Annotated in this window: 19 protein-coding genes; 12 read left to right on the top strand and 7 right to left on the bottom strand. The window is 58.9% G+C overall.

Annotated elements, in window-relative coordinates; all coding sequences use genetic code 11:
• Nucleotides 1–229 precede the first annotated feature (229 nt).
• A complete protein-coding gene (locus ACQ4OB_RS06870; protein WP_074872762.1) occupies nt 230–2,680 on the bottom strand; it encodes a glycogen/starch/alpha-glucan phosphorylase in 2,451 nt (816 codons plus the stop codon).
• 254 nt (nt 2,681–2,934) lie between these two features.
• Here ACQ4OB_RS06870 and ACQ4OB_RS06865 point away from each other — a divergent pair, with 254 nt between their 5' ends.
• Nucleotides 2,935–3,378: a YkgJ family cysteine cluster protein gene (locus ACQ4OB_RS06865; RefSeq protein ID WP_008149447.1), complete on the top strand. Its 444-nt coding sequence runs from the start codon at nt 2,935–2,937 to the stop codon at nt 3,376–3,378.
• Between the two features lie 193 nt (nt 3,379–3,571).
• On the opposite strand, the gene typA is transcribed toward ACQ4OB_RS06865, so the two are convergent.
• Complete coding sequence (gene typA / locus ACQ4OB_RS06860; protein ID WP_008149445.1) at nt 3,572–5,392, bottom strand: translational GTPase TypA; 1,821 nt, start codon at nt 5,390–5,392, stop codon at nt 3,572–3,574.
• 139 nt (nt 5,393–5,531) lie between these two features.
• Complete coding sequence (gene thiI, locus ACQ4OB_RS06855; protein WP_076028975.1) at nt 5,532–6,986, bottom strand: tRNA uracil 4-sulfurtransferase ThiI; 1,455 nt, start codon at nt 6,984–6,986, stop codon at nt 5,532–5,534.
• Between the two features lie 330 nt (nt 6,987–7,316).
• On the opposite strand from thiI, the gene glnA reads away from it, so the two are divergent.
• From glnA to ntrC, 7 genes are all read left to right on the top strand, one after another.
• On the top strand, nt 7,317–8,723 hold the full coding sequence (glnA, locus tag ACQ4OB_RS06850; RefSeq protein WP_010464555.1) for a glutamate--ammonia ligase: 1,407 nt from the start codon (nt 7,317–7,319) through the stop codon (nt 8,721–8,723).
• 161 nt (nt 8,724–8,884) lie between these two features.
• On the top strand, nt 8,885–9,484 hold the full coding sequence (locus tag ACQ4OB_RS06845) for a hypothetical protein (RefSeq protein WP_430955349.1): 600 nt from the start codon (nt 8,885–8,887) through the stop codon (nt 9,482–9,484).
• A gap of 125 nt (nt 9,485–9,609) precedes the next feature.
• The gene (locus ACQ4OB_RS06840) at nt 9,610–10,032 is read left to right on the top strand and encodes a cupin domain-containing protein (protein ID WP_083383345.1); all 423 of its coding nucleotides are present in this window, start codon (nt 9,610–9,612) and stop codon (nt 10,030–10,032) included.
• Nucleotides 10,033–10,056: 24 nt separating this feature from the next.
• Nucleotides 10,057–10,566 carry a DUF4124 domain-containing protein gene (locus ACQ4OB_RS06835; RefSeq protein ID WP_074872753.1) on the top strand — a complete coding sequence of 170 codons (510 nt, stop codon included), beginning with the start codon at nt 10,057–10,059 and terminating at the stop codon, nt 10,564–10,566.
• Nucleotides 10,563–11,180: a DUF4124 domain-containing protein gene (locus tag ACQ4OB_RS06830; RefSeq protein WP_430955348.1), complete on the top strand. Its 618-nt coding sequence runs from the start codon at nt 10,563–10,565 to the stop codon at nt 11,178–11,180. The genes ACQ4OB_RS06835 and ACQ4OB_RS06830 overlap by 4 nt, the downstream gene beginning before the upstream one ends.
• Nucleotides 11,181–11,410: 230 nt before the next feature.
• Nucleotides 11,411–12,496, top strand: a complete 1,086-nt coding sequence (gene glnL / locus ACQ4OB_RS06825) for a nitrogen regulation protein NR(II) (protein WP_074872746.1) — start codon at nt 11,411–11,413, stop codon at nt 12,494–12,496.
• A complete protein-coding gene (gene ntrC, locus ACQ4OB_RS06820) occupies nt 12,493–13,929 on the top strand; it encodes a nitrogen regulation protein NR(I) (protein WP_008149434.1) in 1,437 nt (478 codons plus the stop codon). Before glnL ends, ntrC begins: the two co-directional genes overlap by 4 nt.
• 547 nt (nt 13,930–14,476) lie before the next feature.
• On the opposite strand, the gene ACQ4OB_RS06815 is transcribed toward ntrC, so the two are convergent.
• Nucleotides 14,477–14,917 carry a hypothetical protein gene (locus ACQ4OB_RS06815; protein WP_074872739.1) on the bottom strand — a complete coding sequence of 147 codons (441 nt, stop codon included), beginning with the start codon at nt 14,915–14,917 and terminating at the stop codon, nt 14,477–14,479.
• Between ACQ4OB_RS06815 and ACQ4OB_RS06810 the strand changes: the two genes are divergently transcribed.
• Nucleotides 14,916–15,371 (top strand): tRNA (cytidine(34)-2'-O)-methyltransferase, encoded by a 456-nt coding sequence (locus ACQ4OB_RS06810; protein WP_008068783.1) that lies wholly within the window; start codon nt 14,916–14,918, stop codon nt 15,369–15,371. The genes ACQ4OB_RS06815 and ACQ4OB_RS06810 overlap by 2 nt on opposite strands.
• Nucleotides 15,372–15,596: 225 nt before the next feature.
• Here the strand turns inward: ACQ4OB_RS06810 and secB are convergent, their stop codons facing one another.
• Genes secB through ACQ4OB_RS06795 form a run of 3 tightly spaced genes read right to left on the bottom strand, consistent with a single transcriptional unit; the run spans nt 15,597 to nt 16,793 of the window.
• A complete protein-coding gene (gene secB / locus ACQ4OB_RS06805; protein WP_007897410.1) occupies nt 15,597–16,082 on the bottom strand; it encodes a protein-export chaperone SecB in 486 nt (161 codons plus the stop codon).
• A 41-nt stretch (nt 16,083–16,123) separates the two neighbouring features.
• Nucleotides 16,124–16,378, bottom strand: coding sequence for a glutaredoxin 3 (grxC, locus tag ACQ4OB_RS06800; RefSeq protein WP_008149430.1), 255 nt, complete (start codon nt 16,376–16,378; stop codon nt 16,124–16,126).
• Nucleotide 16,379: 1 nt separating this feature from the next.
• Nucleotides 16,380–16,793 (bottom strand): rhodanese-like domain-containing protein, encoded by a 414-nt coding sequence (locus ACQ4OB_RS06795; protein WP_008149429.1) that lies wholly within the window; start codon nt 16,791–16,793, stop codon nt 16,380–16,382.
• A gap of 153 nt (nt 16,794–16,946) precedes the next feature.
• On the opposite strand from ACQ4OB_RS06795, the gene gpmI reads away from it, so the two are divergent.
• The 3 genes from gpmI to ACQ4OB_RS06780 all read left to right on the top strand — a co-directional run bounded on the left by gpmI (nt 16,947) and on the right by ACQ4OB_RS06780 (nt 21,394).
• Entirely contained in the window at nt 16,947–18,476 is a 1,530-nt protein-coding gene (gene gpmI / locus ACQ4OB_RS06790) for a 2,3-bisphosphoglycerate-independent phosphoglycerate mutase (RefSeq protein ID WP_074872736.1), read from the top strand.
• Nucleotides 18,477–18,744: 268 nt separating this feature from the next.
• Complete coding sequence (locus tag ACQ4OB_RS06785) at nt 18,745–20,043, top strand: murein hydrolase activator EnvC family protein (protein WP_074872733.1); 1,299 nt, start codon at nt 18,745–18,747, stop codon at nt 20,041–20,043.
• Nucleotides 20,044–20,074: 31 nt separating this feature from the next.
• A complete protein-coding gene (locus tag ACQ4OB_RS06780) occupies nt 20,075–21,394 on the top strand; it encodes a S41 family peptidase (protein ID WP_074872730.1) in 1,320 nt (439 codons plus the stop codon).
• Nucleotide 21,395 lies beyond the last annotated feature (1 nt).

Below are 21,395 nucleotides of genomic sequence, written 5' to 3'. Positions count from 1 at the left end.
GTAAAGCGGCATCTGGCTGAGTTTAGTGTGAAACCACACAAACCTGTGGGAGCGAGCCTGCTCGCGATGAGGCCTTAACATTCAGCATTGATGTTGAATGTCAGTCCGCTTTCGCGAGCAGGCTCGCTCCCACAATGGATCGCGATGCATACCGCCCGGTGTAACCGGCGCTTAGTATATCGATCAGGCCCAACAACCGTCGGGCCTTGCTCGCAATTATTGCTAAAAGTTACTCCAAAGCTTTCCAGATATCCGTGGCGTACTCGCGAATGGTCCGGTCGGACGAGAACCAGCCCATCCTGGAGGTGTTCAACACCGCCGAACGCCACCATTCTTTCGAATCGTGCCAATGGGCTTCTACCCGCATCTGCGCTTCCCAGTAAGAGTCGAAATCGGCGCAGACCAGGAAGCGATCGTAGTCGATCAACGAATCGATCAATCCTGTGTAACGGGAAGGATCATCCGGCGAGAACACCCCGCCGCGTATCGCTTGCAGCACATCATTGAGCCGATGGGAGGCCGCAATATCCGGCGTCGCGTTGAACTCATGGTTCTGCTTGCGCGCTTCAACCTGCTGGGCGCTGAGGCCGAAGATGAACATGTGTTCAACGCCGATGCGTTCGCACATTTCCACGTTCGCCCCGTCCAGGGTGCCGATGGTCAGCGCGCCGTTGAGGCCGAACTTCATGTTGCTGGTGCCCGATGCCTCGAAGCCTGCGGTGGAAATCTGCTCCGACAAATCCGCGGCCGGAATGATGCTTTCCGCCAGACTGACGTTGTAGTTGGGCAAGAACACCACTTTGAGCAAACCGCGCACGGTCGGGTCGTTGTTCACCACCCGGGCGATGTCGTTGGTCAATTTGATGATCAGCTTGGCCTGGTGATAACTGGCCGCCGCCTTGCCGGCGAAGATCTTCACCCGGGGCACCCAATCGACTTCCGGTTCGGCGCGAATCGCCTGATACAGCGCGACGGTGTGCAAAAGGTTCAGCAACTGACGTTTGTATTCGTGGATCCGTTTGACTTGCACGTCGAACATCGCGGCCGGGTTGACCGCAACGCCAAGTCGCTCATGAATGATGTACGCCAGGGCTTTCTTGCTGTGCAGGCGCTGCTCGGCGAAGGCCTTGCGGAACGCGGCTTTCTCGGCGAAGGGTTCCAGGCCGAGCAGACGCTCTTCGGCGTTGTCCAGCAGATCCGGGCCGAGGGCGTCGACCATCATCGAGGTCAGCTCAGGGTTGGCCTGGTAAAGCCAGCGGCGGAAGGTGATGCCGTTGGTCTTGTTGTTGATCCGGTCCGGGTAGAGCTTGTGCAGTTCGGAAAATACCGTTTTGCGCATCAGCTGCGTGTGCAGCCCGGACACGCCGTTGACGCTGTGGGAACCAAGGAACGCCAGGTTGCCCATGCGCACACGGCGGCCGTTGTCTTCTTCGATCAGCGACACCGCGCGCAAGACCTCGAAGTCATGGATACCCTTGGCCCGCAACGAATCGATGTGCTGGGCGTTGATCAGGTAAATGATCTGCATGTGCCGTGGCAGCATCCGCTCCATCAAACCGACCGGCCAGGTTTCCAGCGCTTCCGGCAGCAGCGTGTGGTTGGTGTAGGACAGCGTGTCGACGGTGACCTGCCATGCCGCATCCCACGCGACGTCATAGACATCGACCAGTTGCCGCATCAGTTCGGCCACGGCAATCGAGGGGTGCGTGTCGTTGAGCTGGATCGCGGCATGATCGCCCAGGGTCAGGACCGAGGTGTGCATGTTGCGATGGCGGCGCAGCAAGTCCTGCAAGGACGCGGCGACGAAGAAATACTCCTGACGCAGGCGCAGTTCCTGGCCGGCTTCGGTGCTGTCCGCCGGGTAGAGCACCCGGGAAATACTTTCGGCCCGGGCGACTTCTGCCACGGCGCCCAAGTGGTCGCCGGCGTTGAAGCGTTCCAGGTGCAAATCTTCCATGGCCCGGGCGCGCCACAGGCGCAACGTGTTGACGCTCGCTCCGCGCCAGCCGACGACCGGCGTGTCATACGCAATCGCGCGAACGGTTTCCGCTGGCGTCCAGACTTGCTTGGACTTGCCGGCTTCGTCGGTGACGGTTTCGACACTGCCGCCGAAACCGATCGGGTAAACGACCTCTGGCCGTTCGAACTCCCAAGGGTTACCGAAATCCAGCCAGTGTTCGGTCTGTTCCTGTTGCCAGCCGTCGACGATGGCCTGGCGGAACAAACCGTGTTCGTAACGAATACCGTAACCGTGGCCGGCGATGCCGAGGGTCGACATGCTTTCCATGAAGCACGCGGCCAGACGACCGAGGCCGCCGTTGCCCAACGCTGCGTCGGGCTCCAGCAGGCGGATGCGCTCAAGGTCGACGCCGAGTTCAGTCATGGCCTCGCGGGCGACGTCCAGCAGACCAAGGTTGCTCAGGCTGTCGTAGAGCAGACGGCCGATCAGGAATTCGAGGGAAAGGTAATAAACCCGCTTTTGACCTTTGCGGTAAATCTGCCGGGTGTGATCCATCCAGTGCTCGACCATGTGATCGCGCGCCGCCAGGGCAATGGCTTCGAACCAGTCGTGGTCGAAGGCGTGATCCGGGTCTTTGCCCACCGCGTAGGTGAGTTTGGTCAAGACGGCGTCGCGAAATGCGGCCACCTCTGCTTCGCGAACAAGTGGTTCTTGAGTCATTGAAAGGACCTCGAGCGAGCGTGGAGTTGTTGAGCCTAGACGGTCTGACAGGCCGTTGGAACTCTGGTTCGGCAGTTTTTCCCGTTAGTGTGAGATAGATCGACATTACCTTGCCGCGCACCGGAAAGAATGCAGGGGCCGTGCCGGGTTACAGGTGTTATCGGGCGAAATACGAAAAAATCTGGCGAAAGGTTGTTCAAAAATCCACCAGTCCCGGTATGATCGCGCGCCCTGATGCACGCTGGTAACAACCGATGATGAAGTCCAACCTGATCGCCGCCGCGGAGATCGATCGCCTCGATACCTGGGCCAAGTACTCCGCCCCGATGTGTGGTTCGTGTGTTTCCAGCTGCTGCACCCTGCCGGTCGAGGTCAAGATCAAGGATCTGATCCGTATCGGCATCGTCGATGAATTCGAGCGCGGCGAGCCGCCAAAGAACATCGCCAAGCGCCTGCAGAAGGAAGGGATCGTCGAGCGTTACAACCAGAAGTCCGAGATCTTCACCCTTCAGCGCATGAGCAATAACGATTGCCTGTACCTGGATCGTAAGAGCCGTCTGTGCACTATTTATGAAAAGCGCCCGGATACTTGCCGCAACCACCCGAAAATCGGGCCGCGGCCGGGGTATTGCGCGTATAAGCCCAAAGAAGTGGCGCGCGAGACCAGCGAGAGCCGTCGCACCCTCGAAAAGTTTTAACCCAACCCTGATCGTTCCCACGCTCCGCGTGGGAATGCCTCAACGGACGCTCCGCGTCCGCTTTAGGGACGCGGAGCGTCCCGGGCTGCATTCCCACGCAGAGCGTGGGAACGATCTTCAAACCCCAGACAAACAAAAACGCCCCCGACCTTGCGGTCGGGGGCGTTTTTTTAGCAGCTAACTAAGTCGAAACTCAGTTACCGGCTTTCTTGGCAGCGCGGGTACGCTCGCTTTCGCCCAGGATCTTCTTACGAAGACGGATGGACTTAGGAGTGACTTCGCACAGTTCGTCTTCTTGCACGAACTCAAGAGCTTGTTCCAGGGTGAAACGGATAGGCGGAACCAGAGCGATGGTTTCGTCTTTACCCGAGGCACGCATGTTGTCGAGCTTCTTGCCTTTGGTTGGGTTAACGCCCAGGTCGTTGTCGCGGCTGTTGATGCCGACGATTTGACCTTCGTACACGTCTTCACCGTGACCCAGGAACAGTTTGCCGCGAGCTTGTAGGGTTTCCAGCGAGTAAGTCAGAGCCTTACCGGTAGCAACCGAAACCAGCACGCCGTTCTGACGGCCGGACATGTCGCCGGACTTCATCACGTCGTAACGGTCGAAGATCGAGGTCAGGATGCCTGCACCGGAGGTCAGGGTCAGGAACTCGTTACGGAAACCGATCAAGCCACGAGCCGGGATGTTGTACTCAAGGCGCACACGGCCCTTGCCATCCGGAACCATGTTGGTCAGGTCGCCCTTACGGATACCGATCTGTTCCATGATCGAACCTTGCGATTCTTCCGGCAGGTCGATGGTCACGTTTTCGTACGGTTCGTGCTTGACGCCGTCAACCATGCGGATGATCACTTCCGGACGACCAACACCCATTTCGAAGCCTTCGCGACGCATGGTTTCGATCAGTACCGAGAGGTGCAGCTCACCACGGCCGGAGACTTTGAACTTGTCGGCGGTGTCGCCTTCTTCAACGCGCAGGGCAACGTTGTAGAGCAGTTCTTTGTCCAGACGTTCCTTGATGTTACGGCTGGTGACGAACTTGCCTTCTTTACCGCAGAAAGGCGAGTCGTTTACCTGGAAGGTCATGGAAACGGTTGGTTCGTCAACGGTCAGCGGCTTCATCGCTTCGACGTTCAGTGGGTCGCACAGAGTGTCGGAGATGAACAGCTGGTCGAAGCCGCTGATGCAGACGATGTCGCCGGCAGCTGCTTCTTCAACGTCGATACGGTGCAGACCGTGGTGACCCATCAGCTTCAGGATACGACCGGTACGCTTCTTGCCGTCGGCGTCGATAGCGACAACCGGAGTGTTCGGCTTGATGCGACCACGAGCGATACGGCCAACGCCGATAACACCCAGGAAGCTGTTGTAGTCCAGAGCGGAGATTTGCATCTGGAACGGACCTTCACGGTCGACTTTCGGCGCAGGTACGTTGTCGACGATCGACTGGTACAGCGGGGTCATGTCTTCAGCCATGTCGGTGTGTTCCAGACCGGCAATGCCGTTCAGGGCCGAGGCGTAGACAACTTTGAAGTCCAGCTGTTCTTCGGTAGCACCGAGGTTGTCGAACAGGTCGAAGATCTGGTCCAGAACCCAGTCCGGACGCGCGCCTGGACGGTCAACCTTGTTGATCACCACGATTGGACGCAGGCCGGCTTCGAAAGCCTTCTTGGTCACGAAACGGGTTTGCGGCATAGGGCCGTCTTGAGCGTCAACCAGCAGCAGAACGGAGTCAACCATCGACATTACGCGTTCAACTTCGCCGCCGAAGTCGGCGTGGCCCGGGGTGTCCACGATGTTGATGTGGTAGCCGTTCCAGTTGATGGCGGTGTTTTTCGCCAGAATGGTAATACCGCGCTCTTTCTCCTGGTCGTTGGAGTCCATCACGCGCTCGTCGTTGAGCTCGTTGCGCTCCAGGGTGCCGGATTGACGCAAGAGTTTGTCTACCAGGGTGGTCTTACCATGGTCAACGTGAGCAATGATGGCGATGTTGCGTAGATTTTCGATCACTTGTGTATCTCGATCAGAGGATTCGGTGTGCTGACAAGTCTTGGCAGCGATTTACAGTAGAGTCAGGCCTTGCCGTTACAGCTTGACGGCAGGGTCGGGGGGCCGGTGACGCAGGCCACAGGCATACAGCCCCGGGCTCTTAGCTCGGTCGATAAACGCGCACATTGGCATGCCCCTCACTGAGCAAATGGTGGGCATGCAGGCGACTCATCACGCCTTTGTCGCAATACAGCAGGTACTGGCGAGTAGGGTCCAGTTCCTTGAAACGAGCGTTCAATGCATAAAACGGCATCGTCTGCACCTCAATGCCAGCGAGTTCAAGCGGCTCGTCTTCAGCGGCATCCGGATGACGGATGTCGATGATGATCTGGCCCGCCAGAGCTTCGCTGACTTCTTCGATCTGCAAATCCTGGCCCAATTCGTCGATTACGCGATCGATCGGCACCAGTTTGGCGTTTTCGAGCGCACGCTCGAGCACTGCCATGTCGAACTGTTGTTCTTCGTACTCCACGCGTGGACGCTTGGCGTGGGTCTTGGGGTTCACCGAGATGACCCCGCAGTATTCCGGCATGTGCTTGGCGAAATCGGCAGTCCCGATTTCGTTGGCCAGGTCGATGATGTCCTGCTTGTGACTGGCGATCAGCGGTCGCAAGACCAGCTTGTCGGTCACGCAGTCGATCACGGACAGGTTCGGCAGCGTCTGGCTCGACACCTGGGAAATCGCTTCGCCGGTGACCAGCGCTTCGATCTCCAGCCGATCGGCAATACGGGAAGCAGCGCGCAACATCATACGCTTCAAAACTACGCCCATATGACTGTTATCGACTTTCCCGAGAATTTCTCCCAGTACTTCCTCGAAAGGCACACTGACAAATAACACGCGTTGGGAGCTGCCGTACTTCTTCCAGATGAAGTGCGCGACTTCCATAACGCCCAGTTCATGGGCTCGTCCGCCCAGATTGAAGAAGCAGAAATGGCTCATCAGCCCGCGGCGCATGATCTGGTAGGCAGCTACAGTGGAATCGAAGCCGCCGGACATCAGTACAAGCGTCTGTTCCAGGGCCCCCAGCGGATAACCGCCGATGCTGTTGTGCTGGTTGTGGATCACGAACAACCGTTTGTCGCGAATTTCGAGACGAACTTCAATTTCCGGCTCTTTCAGCGAGATTCCGGCGGCGCCGCACTGACGACGCAGTTGGCTGCCGACGTATTTCTCGACATCCATCGAGCTGAATTCATGCTTGCCGGCACGCTTGCAGCGCACCGAAAAAATCTTCCCGGCCAACGCATCACCGAAGTGCTGCTTGCACTTGGCGACGATGTCGTCGAAGTCGCCCAGCGGGTATTCGTCGACTTGCAGGAAATGCGCGATGCCCGGCATGCAGCTCAGGCGCTCGGTCATCTCCTTCAGGGCTTTCGGCTCGCTGACGCGGGTTTCCAACTCGAGGTTGTCCCACACACCGTTCACCACCACAGCCGGGTCCAGGTCGCGGAGCACGGTACGGATGTTTTTGGCCAACTGGCGGATGAAACGCATCCGTACCGGGCGGCTCTTGATGGTGATCTCGGGGAAGACTTTTACGATTAGTTTCATGAAAACAGCGCGCGCTGGGCCAGCCGAAAAAGGGGGGCGCGGATTATAGCGGAAATTGCTCAAGGTTTAACCAGTTAATGTGCAGAAGGTTTTGCGCGCACCAAAACAGGTCATTTGTTGAATATGACGCTACATTACAGGGCGCTATTTCCAGCTTTGCTGCGCTTTACCTCTATATAAGCGTGAAAATGGGGCAAAAAACCCATGGTGGGGCACTGGCATGCAATTTGCTCCCTTGTGAGGCAGGTTGCCTTGGCAGAGTATTCGCGCCGGCATCACCCACATTCTAAGGGCATCCACTACTAAGCCCGAAGCCACCCGGAGGACACTATGTCGAAGTCGGTTCAACTCATCAAAGATCATGACGTCAAGTGGATTGATCTGCGCTTCACGGATACCAAAGGCACTCAGCATCACGTGACCATGCCGGCTCGCGACGCGCTGGATGAAGCTTTCTTCGAAGAAGGCAAAATGTTCGACGGTTCCTCCATCGCTGGCTGGAAAGGCATCGAAGCCTCCGACATGATCCTGATGCCGGACGACAGCACTGCCGTTCTCGACCCGTTCACCGAAGAGCCAACCCTGATCCTGGTTTGCGACGTGATCGAGCCTTCGACCATGCAAGGCTACGACCGTGACCCACGTGCGATCGCCAAGCGTGCCGAGGAATACCTGAAGTCGACCGGTATCGGCGACACCGTATTCGTTGGTCCAGAGCCTGAGTTCTTCATCTTCGACGAAGTGAAGTTCAAGTCCGACATCTCCGGCTCGATGTTCAAGATCTACTCCGAACAAGGTTCGTGGATGTCCGACCAGGACGTGGAAGGCGGCAACAAAGGCCACCGTCCAGGCGTCAAAGGCGGCTACTTCCCTGTTCCGCCGTTCGACCACGACCACGAAATCCGTACCTCCATGTGCAACGCCATGGAAGAAATGGGCCTGGTCATCGAAGTTCACCACCACGAAGTGGCGACTGCCGGCCAGAACGAAATCGGTGTGAAGTTCAACACCCTGGTCGCCAAGGCTGACGAAGTTCAGACCCTGAAGTACTGCGTACACAACGTTGCTGATGCATACGGCCGCACCGCGACCTTCATGCCTAAGCCGCTGTACGGCGACAACGGTTCGGGTATGCACGTTCACCTGTCCATCGCCAAAGATGGCAAGAACACCTTCGCTGGCGAAGGCTATGCCGGCCTGTCCGACACTGCCCTGTACTTCATCGGCGGCATCATCAAGCACGGTAAGGCGCTGAACGGCTTCACCAACCCGTCGACCAACTCCTACAAGCGTCTGGTCCCAGGTTTCGAAGCACCAGTAATGCTGGCCTACTCGGCTCGCAACCGTTCCGCTTCGATCCGTATTCCTTACGTGTCCAGCCCTCGCGCTCGCCGTATCGAAGCTCGCTTCCCGGATCCGGCAGCCAACCCGTACCTGGGCTTCGCTGCACTGTTGATGGCTGGCCTGGACGGTATCCAGAACAAGATCCACCCTGGCGATGCTGCTGACAAAAACCTGTACGACCTGCCGCCTGAAGAGGCGAAAGAGATCCCACAAGTTTGCGGCAGCCTGAAAGAAGCCCTGGAAGAGCTGGACAAAGGTCGTGCGTTCCTGACCAAAGGCGGCGTTTTCAGCGACGACTTCATCGACGCTTACATCGCCCTGAAAAGCGAAGAAGAAATCAAGGTTCGTACCTTCGTACACCCACTGGAATACGAGCTGTACTACAGCTGCTGATCCGGTAGCGCCAGCACACGCGGCGTAACAAATGAGGCCTCCTTCGGGAGGCCTTTTTTGTGGGCGTAAGTTTTCAGGCAAAACATTTTTTGAAAATAGTTCTGTGAAACTTCCAGGCAATTTTCATTTACTGTCCCGGGACTTTTCGGAAGGACCATCAGATGAAATCAGCATCGGCCTCTATTTATTCACTAGCGTTGTTTCTTGCGGCGCTGACACCTGCCTGGGCCGCATCGGATAGTTCCCATACCACTGGTCAGGGCAAACACTGGCTGGTGGAAAAATCTTCCGATGACAGCCGGTTTCAAATTGCCCTTCTCAGCGGAAATACACGCTATGACGGCAAAACCGGCGAGGCCCTATTGGCGATAAGTTGTCATCCTGATAACCCGATGAGAATGTCCCTGACTATCCCGACCCAGCGACTTGGCTTCAATGCCGATGATTATGAAGGCCCGGGCGCGCCGGCAAACGGTCCATTGCGCCTGACAACCGGCACACGCGCGCCCATCAGCTCTCTGGTCAGCGGTTCGGGCTCGGTAAGGAGCCTGCAAGAAGACGGTTGGGTATTCGAGTTTGGTACGAGCATCGACAAGCGCGAGTTGCATTACTGGCTCACTGACACAGCCCGTGGTCAACCTGTAACGTTGACACTGCCTTCGCTCAAGAGTGATACCCCACTGATTGCAGAGTTTGTATTGCCAGAAGACGACAGCGGGTTGCGCAAGGTTATCGGGCCTTGCATGGAAGCATCCGGATGAGCCGCTCTGCAATTTCTGACAAGCAATCGATCCATCTCCCATGACATTCACAGTTTCGTCTGGCATCAATCCATTTGAGTTGCTCGTAGCCTGTACCGACTTGCCTGCACTCAACGGATGGAACGATGAAGATCTACATGCTTACAACCCTGCTTGGCACCTTGACCGCAGGTGCCCTGTCGGGCTGCAACCCAGCAGCATCGACGGCGGCAATCGAACGTAAAGTTCTACTTCAAAGCAGTGCATCCTGGGACGACACGCCTTACATCGCCTACCCGAAGGCAGCACCTGAGCTGTCGCTCCTGAAACTCAAGATACCTGCGAACACTGCACTCGACTGGCACACCCATCCAATCCCCAATGCCGCGTACATTCTTGCCGGCGAGCTGACAGTCGAGAGCAAGGACAGCGGCCAGATCCGACGCTTCAAGCAGGGCGATGCGGTGGCTGAAATGGTTAACATCACCCATCGCGGCAAAACCGGTGACAAGCCGGTAGAACTCATTGTGTTCTATGCTGGCAGCCAAGGTATTCCACTGTCGGAGTAACCTTGATACCCACAGGGAGTCTGGATGCGGTCACTTTTGATATTTCTGCTGCTGTCTTTCGCTTGCCCTGTGATGGCGCAGATCTACAAGTACACCGACGCCGACGGCAACACCGCCTACAGCAATCAACCGCCCGATGGCGTGAAGGCTCAACCGGTCGAGTTGCCACCGCTGAACAGGGTTGAGCCCCAGGCGCCTCCTGCGCCACCGGCTGAAGCCAGCAGTCGCGAACAGCCGCGCAGCGCTTACGAGGTGCTGGAACTGACCAACTTGCCCACCACCGAAGCGCTGCGTGCCAACAACGGCACTTTCACTGTCAACGTACTGATCAAACCCCGCCTGCAAGGCCCACATTTGTTCAGGCTGTTGCTGGACGATCAGCCTTACGGCCAGCCGAGCAACGTGCCAATCCTGCAACTGGTCAATATTGATCGCGGCACGCACAGCCTCGCGGTGCAGGTGATCGACGGGGAAACCATCGTTCAACAAAGTCCCACCGTGACGTTCACCGTACAACGGGTGCATAAGCCGTGAGGCTGTGGCTGCTGATCATCTGCTTGATCGCCCTGCCGGTGACGGCCGAGGTATTCACCTACATCGACGCCCAGGGCAATCGGGTTTACACCGACCAGCCAGGCTCCGGCAATGCCAAGCGTGTGCCGCTGGCGCCGAGTAACCGCATGTCCGCCAACCCTGGCGGCGCAGTACCGGTAGCTGGAAAGAAGGCCGAAACAAAACCACTGTTTCACTACGACATGCTGAGAGTACTGGTGCCGGAGCCAGACGCCACGGTACGCAGCAGCGCTGGAGAGATTATTGTCAGCGTCACCAGCGAACCCGGTCTGCAACGTGGCCATCGCTACCGATTGCTCCTCGATGGCCAACCCACCGCAGATCCCGGCTTGAGCCCGGTGTTCGCCCTGAGCAACATCGATCGCGGCAGCCACAACCTCTCGGTGGAAATCCTCGACGAGCAGGGCCGCACGGTCGAGCGCACCGCCAACCAGCCGTTCCACATGCTGCGCATCTCTCTGGCGCAGAAGCGCCAGGTCAGACCCTGCACCCTCCCCGATTACGGCCAACGGCCGGAATGTCCGCTTAAAGACAAGCCCGCAGAGGAAAAAAATCCCTTCCTGCGCTTCTTCTAACGCCATTCAGGTTTGCGCACTATATTGGTGCAATTGGTTGCACCATACCCATATACCAACCCATTTTGGTTCGAAAGTACCCGTCAAAGCTGGCAGAACGCCACGCAAACGAGCGTCAAACGCCCGTTTCAGGCCTTAAACGCTTCTTTTCGGAGCCTTGGTTTGGTTTTTGCATTTTCCTCGCATCAGCGCTTTATTCATGCGCGCGCCCTGCTCCAAAAGAGGTCCTGATGACCATTAGCGACGCACTGCATCGATTGCTACTCGACAACCTGACCACCGCCACCATTCTGCTCGACGCCGAACTGCGCCTCGAGTACATGAACCCGGCGGCGGAAATGCTCCTGGCCATCAGCGGTCAGCGTAGCCATGGGCAGTTCATCAGCGAGTTGTTCACCGAATCCACCGAGGCGCTGAACTCCTTGCGCCAGGCGGTCCAGCAAGCCCATCCGTTCACCAAGCGCGAAGCGATGCTCACCGCCCTCACCGGCCAGACGCTGACCGTCGACTACGCGGTGACGCCCATCCTGGCCAACGGCGCCACCATGCTGCTGCTGGAAGTCCACCCCCGCGACCGCTTGCTGCGAATCACCAAGGAAGAGGCGCAGCTGTCGAAGCAGGAAACCAGCAAGATGCTGGTGCGCGGCCTCGCTCACGAGATCAAGAATCCCCTCGGCGGGATTCGCGGCGCGGCGCAATTGCTCGCTCGCGAACTGCCGGAAGAAAGCCTGCGCGACTACACCAACGTGATCATTGAAGAGGCCGACCGCCTGCGCAATCTGGTCGATCGCATGCTCGGCTCCAACAAGCTGCCGTCACTGGCGATGTGCAACATCCATGAAGTGCTGGAACGGGTTTGTCATCTGGTGGAAGCCGAAAGCCAGGGTTGCATCACTTTGGTGCGCGACTACGACCCAAGCATTCCCGACGTGTTGATCGACCGCGAACAGATGATTCAGGCCGTGCTGAACATCGTGCGCAATGCGATGCAGGCCATCAGCAGCCAGAACGAGCTGCGCCTTGGCCGCATCAGCCTGCGCACCCGCGCCATGCGCCAGTTCACCATCGGCCACGTGCGCCATCGCCTGGTGACCAAGATCGAAATCATCGACAACGGCCCGGGCATTCCCGCGGACTTGCAGGAAACCATCTTCTTTCCCATGGTCAGCGGCCGCCCGGACGGTACCGGGCTGGGCCTGGCCATTACCCAGAACATCATCAGCCAGCACCAGGGCCTGATCGAATGTGACAGCCATCCAGGCCACACCACCTTCTCGATCTTTCTGCCACTGGAACAAGGAGCCACATCGACATGAGCCGTAGTGAAACCGTGTGGATCGTCGATGACGACCGTTCTATCCGTTGGGTCCTGGAAAAAGCCTTGCAGCAGGAAGGCATGACCACGCAAAGCTTCGACAGCGCCGATGGCGTGATGAGCCGCCTGGCGCGCCAGCAGCCGGACGTGATCATCTCCGACATTCGCATGCCGGGCGCCAGTGGTCTGGACCTTCTGGCGCGGATTCGCGAACAGCACCCACGGCTGCCGGTGATCATCATGACTGCGCACTCCGATCTGGACAGCGCTGTCGCGTCCTATCAGGGCGGCGCGTTCGAATACCTGCCGAAACCGTTCGACGTCGACGAAGCGGTGTCGCTGGTCAAACGCGCGAACCAGCACGCCCAGGAACAGCAAGGCCTGGAAGTCCCGGTCGCCTTGACACGTACCCCGGAAATCATTGGCGAAGCGCCGGCGATGCAGGAAGTGTTTCGCGCCATCGGCCGCTTGAGCCATTCCAACATCACTGTGCTGATCAACGGCGAATCCGGTACCGGTAAAGAGCTGGTGGCACATGCACTGCACCGTCACAGCCCGCGTGCGGCTTCGCCGTTCATTGCGCTGAACATGGCGGCGATCCCGAAAGACCTGATGGAATCCGAGCTGTTCGGCCATGAGAAAGGCGCGTTCACCGGCGCGGCCAACCTGCGTCGCGGGCGTTTTGAACAGGCTGACGGCGGCACGCTGTTCCTCGATGAAATCGGCGACATGCCGGCAGACACCCAGACTCGTTTGCTGCGAGTGCTGGCGGACGGCGAGTTCTACCGCGTCGGCGGCCATGTGCCGGTGAAGGTCGATGTGCGAATCATCGCCGCGACGCACCAGAATCTGGAGACCCTGGTGCACGCTGGGAAATTCCGTGAGGACTTGTTCCACCGCCTCAACGTGATTCGTATCCACATTCCACGGCTGTCGGACCGTCGCGAAGACATCCCGACCCTGGCCAAGCACTTCCTCAGCCGCGCCGCGCAAGAACTGGCGGTAGAGCCAAAGCTGTTGAAAAGCGAAACCGAGGAATACCTGAAAAACCTGCCGTGGGGCGGCAACGTGCGTCAGCTGGAGAACACCTGCCGCTGGATCACGGTGATGGCTTCGGGTCGCGAAGTGCACATCAGCGACCTGCCGCCGGAGCTGCTGAACCTGCCGCAGGATTCGGCGCCGGTGACCAACTGGGAGCAAGCGCTGCGCCAGTGGGCCGATCAGGCGTTGGCTCGTGGCCAGTCGAGCCTGCTCGACAGCGCTGTACCGGCATTCGAGCGGATCATGATCGAAACCGCCCTCAAACACACCGCCGGCCGCCGCCGCGATGCCGCCGTTTTGCTGGGCTGGGGGCGTAATACCCTGACGCGCAAGATCAAGGAATTGGGGATGAAGGTTGATGGTGGGGATGATGATGAGGGGGATGAGGGTTAATCCCCCCACCTGATCGTTCCCACGCTCTGCGTGGGAATGCCTCAATGGACGCTCTGCGTCCGCTTCGGCAGGGACGCGGAGTGTCCCGGGCTGCATTCCCACGCAGAGCATGGGAACGATCCTCACCACTCTTCCGTGCACCGCAGCAATGCACCGTGAACCGCAATCGCGCATGGCAACCGATCCAAAACCCCGCCTTCATCTGCAAGAAAATCCCTATCACAGAAACACGAAAGCCCCGGAATACGGGGCTTTCGACGTTTCAGCGCGACATTCTGTTTCAACTTGTTAAAACCTGGCACGCCCCCTGCAATAGTCCATTCAGTGATTCGATTCACTACCCGGTTTCGGGGACCTTGGTACAGGCAGGCCGGGGATTCCCCTCTTTTACATCGGGCTCACACCGCACAAGCGACGAGCCCAAGCAGTTTTGGGGCCCTTGATACAGGCAGGTCAGGGGTTCCTTCTTTACACCGGGCTCACGTCGCAATGCGCGAGCCCTGCCGTTTTGGGAACCTTGGTACAGGCAGGCCGGGGATTCCCTCTTTTATTGCTCCCGGAGATGGATCTCCAGCCGCCAGCGGTCATCGACCTCGCTACCGGCCCACTCGCCCTGCAGTGGCCGGGCCGCCACCACCGTCAGCAACAACCCCCCATCGCTCAAACGCACGCGCCAGTTCGCGTTCTTGTCGTTGATTTTGAGCTGACCTTTCTGTGACTTTCCTTCAGCCTCGAACAGCAACGCGAGGCTACCGTCGACGAACTCGCCGTGAGCCTTGGGTTCGTTGTTGAACCACACCACCAGCCCATCGTTCGTCACCTCGACCTGCTGCAATTCGCTGGGGTCGGGAGTGGTCAGGCGACCGATCATCAGCCCCACCATCACCCCGACAATCGCCAGCGAAGCCATCACCCGCGGGAATAGTTTCGAACGGTTGTCCACAGGCGGCGTAGAATGCCGCTCATCTTTACCTTCGGAGCCGTGCATGTTTCACGTCATCCTTTTCCAACCAGAAATTCCGCCGAATACCGGCAACGTTATCAGGCTGTGCGCCAACAGTGGCTGCCACCTGCATTTGATCGAACCGCTGGGCTTCGAGATGGACGACAAGCGTCTGCGCCGGGCCGGCCTCGATTACCACGAGTATGCCACCCTGCAACGCCACGCAGACCTCGCCAGCTGTCTGGAAAGCCTCGGGCATCCTCGGTTGTTCGCCTTCACCACCAAGGGCTCGCGGCCGTTCCACGATGCCAGCTTCGCCGAGGGCGATGCGTTCCTGTTCGGCCCGGAAAGCCGTGGCTTGCCGGCAGAAGTACTCGATGCCCTGCCCAGTGAACAGCGCCTGCGCCTGCCGATGCGTGAAGGCTGCCGCAGCCTGAACCTGTCCAACACCGTGGCGGTCGCCGTGTACGAAGGCTGGCGCCAGCTCGGGTTCAAGTAACCTCGTGACTGATCGTTCCCACGCTCCGCGTGGGAATGCCTCTAGGGACGCTCCGCGTTCCAGCAGCACCACTGGCGTCGAGCCTGGCACCGGTTGACGCGGAGCGTCACGGGCTGCATTCCCACGCAGAGCGTGGGAACGATCATCGCAACGCACCCAGCAGCATCATTCCGCCCATGAAAAAAGCGCCTGTTATGGCGCTTTTTTCGTTACTGCATCGAACGCTTACTGAACGGTTGGAGTCTCGCCAGCCGCCTGCATGCGTTGCAGCTCTTGTGCGTACAGCGCGTCGAAGTTCACCGGGGCCAGCATCAGGGCCGGGAACGAACCGCGGGTCACCAGGCTGTCCAGGGTTTCGCGAGCGTAGGGGAACAGGATGTTCGGGCAGAACGCGCCGAGGGTGTGGCTCATCGAAGCGTCGTCGAGGTTCTTGATCAGGAAGATCCCGGCCTGTTGCACTTCAGCAATGAACGCCACTTCTTCACCGTTTTTCACGGTAACGGACAACGTCAGTACGACTTCATGGAAGTCGCCTTCCAGAGCCTTTTGACGGGTGTTCAGATCCAGACCGACGCTCGGTTCCCACTGCTGGCGGAAGATTGCCGGGCTTTTCGGTGCTTCGAAGGACAAGTCACGTACGTAGATGCGCTGCAAGGAGAATTGCGGTGCGGTTTCTTCTTCGCTAGCTGCAGTGTTCTGTTGGTCAGTCATCTCAGATCCTTTCTGATCTTGGGGTCTTATAGGGAAGGCATTCAGGCCTTGAGCATGGCGTCGAGCTTGCCGGCGCGCTCAAGGGCGAACAAATCATCACAACCACCCACGTGGGTGCTGCCAATCCAGATCTGCGGCACGGATGTACGTCCGGCCTTCTGAGCCATGGCGGCACGCACCTGCGGCTTGCCATCGACCTTGATCTCTTCGAAGGCCACGCCTTTGTTCTCGAGCAGGTACTTGGCTCGCGAACAGTAAGGGCAGTAATCGCTGGAATAGACGACGACGTTGCTCATTTCACTTCACCAGCGGCAGGTTATCGCCTTTCCAGCTGGAAATACCGCCGGAGAGCTTGGCGGCAGTAAAGCCGGACTTCATCAGTTCGCGGGCATGAGTACCAGCGGTCTGGCCCATGGCATCGACCAGGATGATGGTCTTGGCCTTGTGCTTTTCCAGTTCGCCGACGCGAGCGGTCAGTTTGTCGTGAGGAATGTTCACTGCGCCAACAATGTGACCGGCGGCAAAGTCCTTGGTCGAACGAATGTCGATCACAACGCCCGCGTCCTTGTTGACCAGCCCGGTCAGTTCACCGGTGCTCAGGCTGCGGCCGCCGCCTTGCATCTGATAAGCGATCAGCAACGCCAGCAGTACGACGAAGATACCGACGAGCAGATAGTGGTTAGTGGCAAATTCAATCAGGTGAGCAACCATCGAAGGAGGTTCCAGGGCGTTAAAATGTCGGCCAGTATACACAGCCACTATGGTGGGCCAAACCCCGTCCGGCGGTGACGCCGTCGGAACTTAGCTTTAAACTGCCACTCCCTTTTCCATCGCCCTCTTTTAACTCAGCCACGAGTGGAATCCATGACTACCACGCCTAAACCTTTGGTCCTGATTATTCTCGACGGCTTCGGTCACAGTGAGAGCCCTGAATCCAACGCCATCTTTGCGGCGAAGAAGCCCGTACTGGACCGTCTGTGGGCCACCGTGCCGAACGGCCTGATCTCGGGCAGCGGCATGGACGTCGGCCTGCCGGATGGCCAGATGGGCAACTCCGAGGTCGGCCACATGAACCTCGGTGCCGGCCGCGTGGTGTATCAGGACTTCACTCGCGTGACCAAATCGATCCGCGACGGCGAGTTCTTCGAGAACCCGACCATTTGCGCCGCTGTCGATAAAGCCGTCGCTGCCGGCAAAGCCGTGCATTTCATGGGCCTGCTGTCCGATGGCGGCGTTCACAGCCATCAGGATCACCTGGTGGCCATGGCCGAACTGGCTTTCAAGCGCGGCGCCGAAAAAATCTATCTGCACGCCTTCCTTGATGGTCGCGACACGCCGCCGAAAAGCGCCCAGTCGTCCATCGAACTGCTGGATGCGGCCTTCCAGGCTCTCGGCAAAGGCCGGATCGCCAGCATTATTGGCCGTTACTACGCCATGGACCGCGACAACCGTTGGGACCGTGTATCCCAGGCTTACAACCTGATTGTCGACGGCAACGGCGAATTCAACGCCGCCACCGCTCAGGAAGGCCTGCAAGCCGCGTACGAACGCGGCGAGAGCGACGAATTCGTCAAAGCCACCAGCATCGGCGAGCCGGTGAAAGTCGAAGATGGCGACGCTGTGGTGTTCATGAACTTCCGCGCAGACCGTGCCCGCGAACTGACCCGCGTGTTCGTTGAAGACGATTTCAAGGAATTCGAACGCGCCCGCCAGCCAAAACTGGCCGGCTTCGTCATGCTGACCCAGTACGCCGCCAGCATTCCTGCGCCATCGGCCTTCGCCGCGGGCAGCCTGGACAACGTGCTGGGCGACTACCTGGCGAAAAACGGCAAGACCCAGCTGCGCATTGCCGAAACCGAGAAGTATGCCCACGTGACCTTCTTCTTCTCCGGCGGTCGCGAAGAACCGTTCCCGGGTGAAGAACGCATCCTGATCCCGTCGCCAAAAGTCGCCACCTATGACTTGCAGCCCGAGATGAGCGCCCCGGAAGTCACCGACCGCATCGTCGATGCCATCGAAAACCAGCGTTACGATGTGATCGTGGTCAACTACGCCAACGGCGACATGGTCGGCCACAGCGGCGTGTTCGACGCCGCGGTAAAAGCCGTTGAATGCCTGGACCTGTGCGTCGGTCGCATCGTCGACGCGCTGGAAAAAGTCGGCGGCGAAGCCCTGATCACTGCCGACCACGGCAACGTCGAGCAGATGTCCGACGAGACCACCGGCCAGGCGCATACCGCACACACCACCGAGCCGGTGCCGTTCATCTATGTCGGCAAGCGTGACTTCAAGGTTCGCGACGGCGGCGTGCTGGCAGACGTGGCTCCGACCATGCTGATGTTGATGGGTCTGGAAAAACCGGCCGAGATGACTGGCACGTCGATTCTGGTGTAACCCGCCCTATCAAACACCGCCAAAACCTTGTGGGAGTGAGCCTGCTCGCGATAGCAATCTGATAACCAACATCGATGTTGAATATTAGGACGCCATCGCGAGCAGGTCGAATCGTCGCACCGTCGCTCCCACATTGGTTTTGGGTGGTTTGATAGAACAATTTTCTCCGCAACCCGGTCCAGTCATCACACAGCCCCAATTGGGCGTTTTTTTTGCAGCGCTTGGCGGGCATACTAGGCCGTCCCTTTCCCTGGTGTCGCCCGCCTCTATGCTTCGCGTCCTGATAGCCCTTGCCCTGACTTGCCTGCTCCAACCGGCCTTTGCTGACGAGCGCGCGCAAACCCAACAACAGTTGGACGCCACGCGTCAGGACATTGCCGAGCTGAAAAAACTGTTGGGTAAACTCCAGGAAGAAAAAACCGGAGTGCAGAAAGAACTCAAGGGCACCGAAACCGAGATGGGCAAGCTCGAGAAGCAGGTCGAAGCCCTGCAAAAAGAGCTGAAGAAAAGCGAATCCGAGCTGCAGCGACTCGATGCCGAGAAAAAAAAACTCCAGAGCGCGCGCATTGAACAGCAACGACTGATCGCCATTCAGGCCCGCGCGGCCTATCAGAACGGCCGTCAGGAGTACTTGAAGCTGCTGCTCAACCAGCAGAACCCGGAAAAATTCGCCCGCACCCTCACCTATTACGACTACCTGAGCCAGGCCCGCCTGGAGCAGCTGAAGAATTTCAACGAAACCCTGCGCCAACTGGCCAATGTCGAAAAAGACATCGCCATGCAACAGGCGCAATTGCTGGTGCAGAAAAGCAGCCTCGACAGCCAGCGTGACGAACTCGACAAAGTCCGCAAGGAGCGCCAGCAAGTCCTGGCCAAGCTCAGCGACGACGTGAAGGCCCGCGATCAGAAGCTGGCGGCCCGCGAGCAGGATCAGGCAGACCTGTCTAAAGTCCTTAAAACCATCGAAGAAACCCTGGCCCGCCAGGCTCGAGAGGCAGAAGAAGCGCGGCAAAAAGCGCTGATCGCCCAGCAGGAAGCCGAAAAAAAGCGTTTACGTGAGGCCCAGGCTGCAGCAGATGCTGACGCCACTGACGCCCCACGCAAACCCGTTAGATCGACACCCGGCGCCCTGGTATCAAGTTCAGGCGAGACCTTCGGCGGTCCCTTTGCTTCAAGTCGGGGAAAACTTCCCTGGCCTGTTGATGGTCGACTGCTGGCACGCTTTGGCGAATCCCGTGGCGACGACGCCCGCACCAAATGGGACGGTGTGATGATCAGCGCCTCCGCCGGCAGTCAGGTGCACGCCGTGCATGGCGGTCGCGTGGTGTTCGCCGACTGGTTGCGCGGTGCCGGGCTGCTGGTGATTCTCGACCACGGCAACGGCTTCTTGAGTCTTTATGGTCACAACCAGACGCTGCTCAAGTCTGCGGGTGACGTGGTTAAAGCCGGTGAGTCCATCTCCACTGTGGGTAACAGTGGCGGGCAGGACACACCAGCGCTGTATTTCGCTATTCGTCAGCAGGGTCACCCGAGTGATCCAGCGCAATGGTGTCGCGCGCAAGGATAAGCACGCGACCTAATTCAGGAGTTCGTTAGACATGCTGCATTTGTCCCGCCTTACCTCGCTGGCCCTGACGATCGCCCTGGTGATCGGCGCGCCTCTGGCGTTTGCCGCTCAACCGGCCCCGGTGATCGCGCCTGCGGGCACTGCTGCGACCACCAAGGCGCCGTTGCCTCTGGAAGAGTTGCGCACCTTTGCCGAGGTCATGGATCGGATCAAAGCCGCGTATGTCGAGCCGGTGGACGACAAGACCCTGCTGGAAAACGCGATCAAGGGCATGCTCAGCAACCTCGACCCGCACTCCGCCTACCTGGGCCCGGAAGACTTCGCTGAATTGCAGGAAAGCACCAGCGGCGAATTCGGCGGCCTGGGCATCGAAGTCGGTGCCGAGGACGGTTTCATCAAGGTGGTTTCACCGATCGATGACACGCCGGCCTCCAAGGCTGGCATTCAGGCCGGCGACTTCATCGTCAAGATCAACGGCCAGCCGACCCGCGGCCAGAGCATGACCGAAGCCGTGGACAAGATGCGCGGCAAGATCGGCCAGAAAATCACCCTGACCCTGGTGCGTGACGGCGGTGCGCCGTTCGACGTGACCCTGACCCGCGCCATCATTCAAGTGAAGAGCGTGAAGAGCCAACTGCTGGAGTCCGGCTACGGCTACATCCGCATTACCCAGTTCCAGGTCAAGACCGGCGACGAAGTCTCCAAGGCCCTGGCCAAGCTGCGCAAGGACAACGGCAAGAAGCTCAAAGGCATCATCCTCGACCTGCGGAACAACCCGGGCGGCGTGCTGCAAGCGGCGGTGGAAGTGGTCGACCACTTCATCACCAAGGGCCTGATCGTTTACACCAAGGGCCGTATCGCCAACTCCGAACTGCGCTTCTCTGCCACCGGCAAGGACGAAAGCGAAGCGGTGCCAATGGTCGCGCTGATCAACGGCGGCAGCGCCTCGGCCTCGGAAATTGTCGCTGGTGCCTTGCAGGATCAGAAACGCGCGGTGGTCATGGGCACCACCAGTTTCGGCAAAGGCTCGGTACAAACCGTGCTGCCGCTGAACAACGACCGCGCACTGAAGATCACCACGGCGCTGTACTACACGCCGAACGGTCGCTCGATCCAGGCTCAGGGCATCGTCCCGGACATCGAAGTGCGCAGGGCCAAGATCACCAACGAGCAGGACGGCGAGTACTTCAAGGAAGCCGATCTGCAAGGTCACTTGGGCAATGGCAACGGCGGCGCCGACAAACCGACCGGTTCCGGCGGCAAAGCCAAGGCGATGCCGCAGGATGACGATTACCAGTTGGCCCAGGCCCTGAGCCTGCTCAAAGGACTGAGCATCACCTCCGGCCGCTGAG

This window comes from Pseudomonas sp. ES4, assembly GCF_050586665.1.
In the GTDB taxonomy this organism is placed as follows: domain Bacteria; phylum Pseudomonadota; class Gammaproteobacteria; order Pseudomonadales; family Pseudomonadaceae; genus Aquipseudomonas; species Aquipseudomonas frederiksbergensis.
The sequence above is the reverse complement of the archived record's forward strand: the minus strand, read 5'-3'. Positions and strand labels throughout refer to the sequence as shown.

What these genes read in the sequence shown, in the direction of transcription:
- ACQ4OB_RS06870 (WP_074872762.1), bottom strand. Translation starts at nt 2,680, where the DNA reads ATGACTCAAGAACCACTTGTTCGCGAAGCAGAGGTGGCCGCATTTCGC.
- ACQ4OB_RS06865 (WP_008149447.1), top strand. Translation starts at nt 2,935, where the DNA reads ATGATGAAGTCCAACCTGATCGCCGCCGCGGAGATCGATCGCCTCGAT.
- thiI (WP_076028975.1), bottom strand. Translation starts at nt 6,986, where the DNA reads ATGAAACTAATCGTAAAAGTCTTCCCCGAGATCACCATCAAGAGCCGC.
- glnA (WP_010464555.1), top strand. Translation starts at nt 7,317, where the DNA reads ATGTCGAAGTCGGTTCAACTCATCAAAGATCATGACGTCAAGTGGATT.
- ACQ4OB_RS06845 (WP_430955349.1), top strand. Translation starts at nt 8,885, where the DNA reads ATGAAATCAGCATCGGCCTCTATTTATTCACTAGCGTTGTTTCTTGCG.
- ACQ4OB_RS06840 (WP_083383345.1), top strand. Translation starts at nt 9,610, where the DNA reads ATGAAGATCTACATGCTTACAACCCTGCTTGGCACCTTGACCGCAGGT.
- ACQ4OB_RS06835 (WP_074872753.1), top strand. Translation starts at nt 10,057, where the DNA reads ATGCGGTCACTTTTGATATTTCTGCTGCTGTCTTTCGCTTGCCCTGTG.
- glnL (WP_074872746.1), top strand. Translation starts at nt 11,411, where the DNA reads ATGACCATTAGCGACGCACTGCATCGATTGCTACTCGACAACCTGACC.
- ntrC (WP_008149434.1), top strand. Translation starts at nt 12,493, where the DNA reads ATGAGCCGTAGTGAAACCGTGTGGATCGTCGATGACGACCGTTCTATC.
- ACQ4OB_RS06810 (WP_008068783.1), top strand. Translation starts at nt 14,916, where the DNA reads ATGTTTCACGTCATCCTTTTCCAACCAGAAATTCCGCCGAATACCGGC.
- ACQ4OB_RS06815 (WP_074872739.1), bottom strand. Translation starts at nt 14,917, where the DNA reads ATGCACGGCTCCGAAGGTAAAGATGAGCGGCATTCTACGCCGCCTGTG.
- secB (WP_007897410.1), bottom strand. Translation starts at nt 16,082, where the DNA reads ATGACTGACCAACAGAACACTGCAGCTAGCGAAGAAGAAACCGCACCG.
- grxC (WP_008149430.1), bottom strand. Translation starts at nt 16,378, where the DNA reads ATGAGCAACGTCGTCGTCTATTCCAGCGATTACTGCCCTTACTGTTCG.
- ACQ4OB_RS06795 (WP_008149429.1), bottom strand. Translation starts at nt 16,793, where the DNA reads ATGGTTGCTCACCTGATTGAATTTGCCACTAACCACTATCTGCTCGTC.
- gpmI (WP_074872736.1), top strand. Translation starts at nt 16,947, where the DNA reads ATGACTACCACGCCTAAACCTTTGGTCCTGATTATTCTCGACGGCTTC.
- ACQ4OB_RS06785 (WP_074872733.1), top strand. Translation starts at nt 18,745, where the DNA reads ATGCTTCGCGTCCTGATAGCCCTTGCCCTGACTTGCCTGCTCCAACCG.
- ACQ4OB_RS06780 (WP_074872730.1), top strand. Translation starts at nt 20,075, where the DNA reads ATGCTGCATTTGTCCCGCCTTACCTCGCTGGCCCTGACGATCGCCCTG.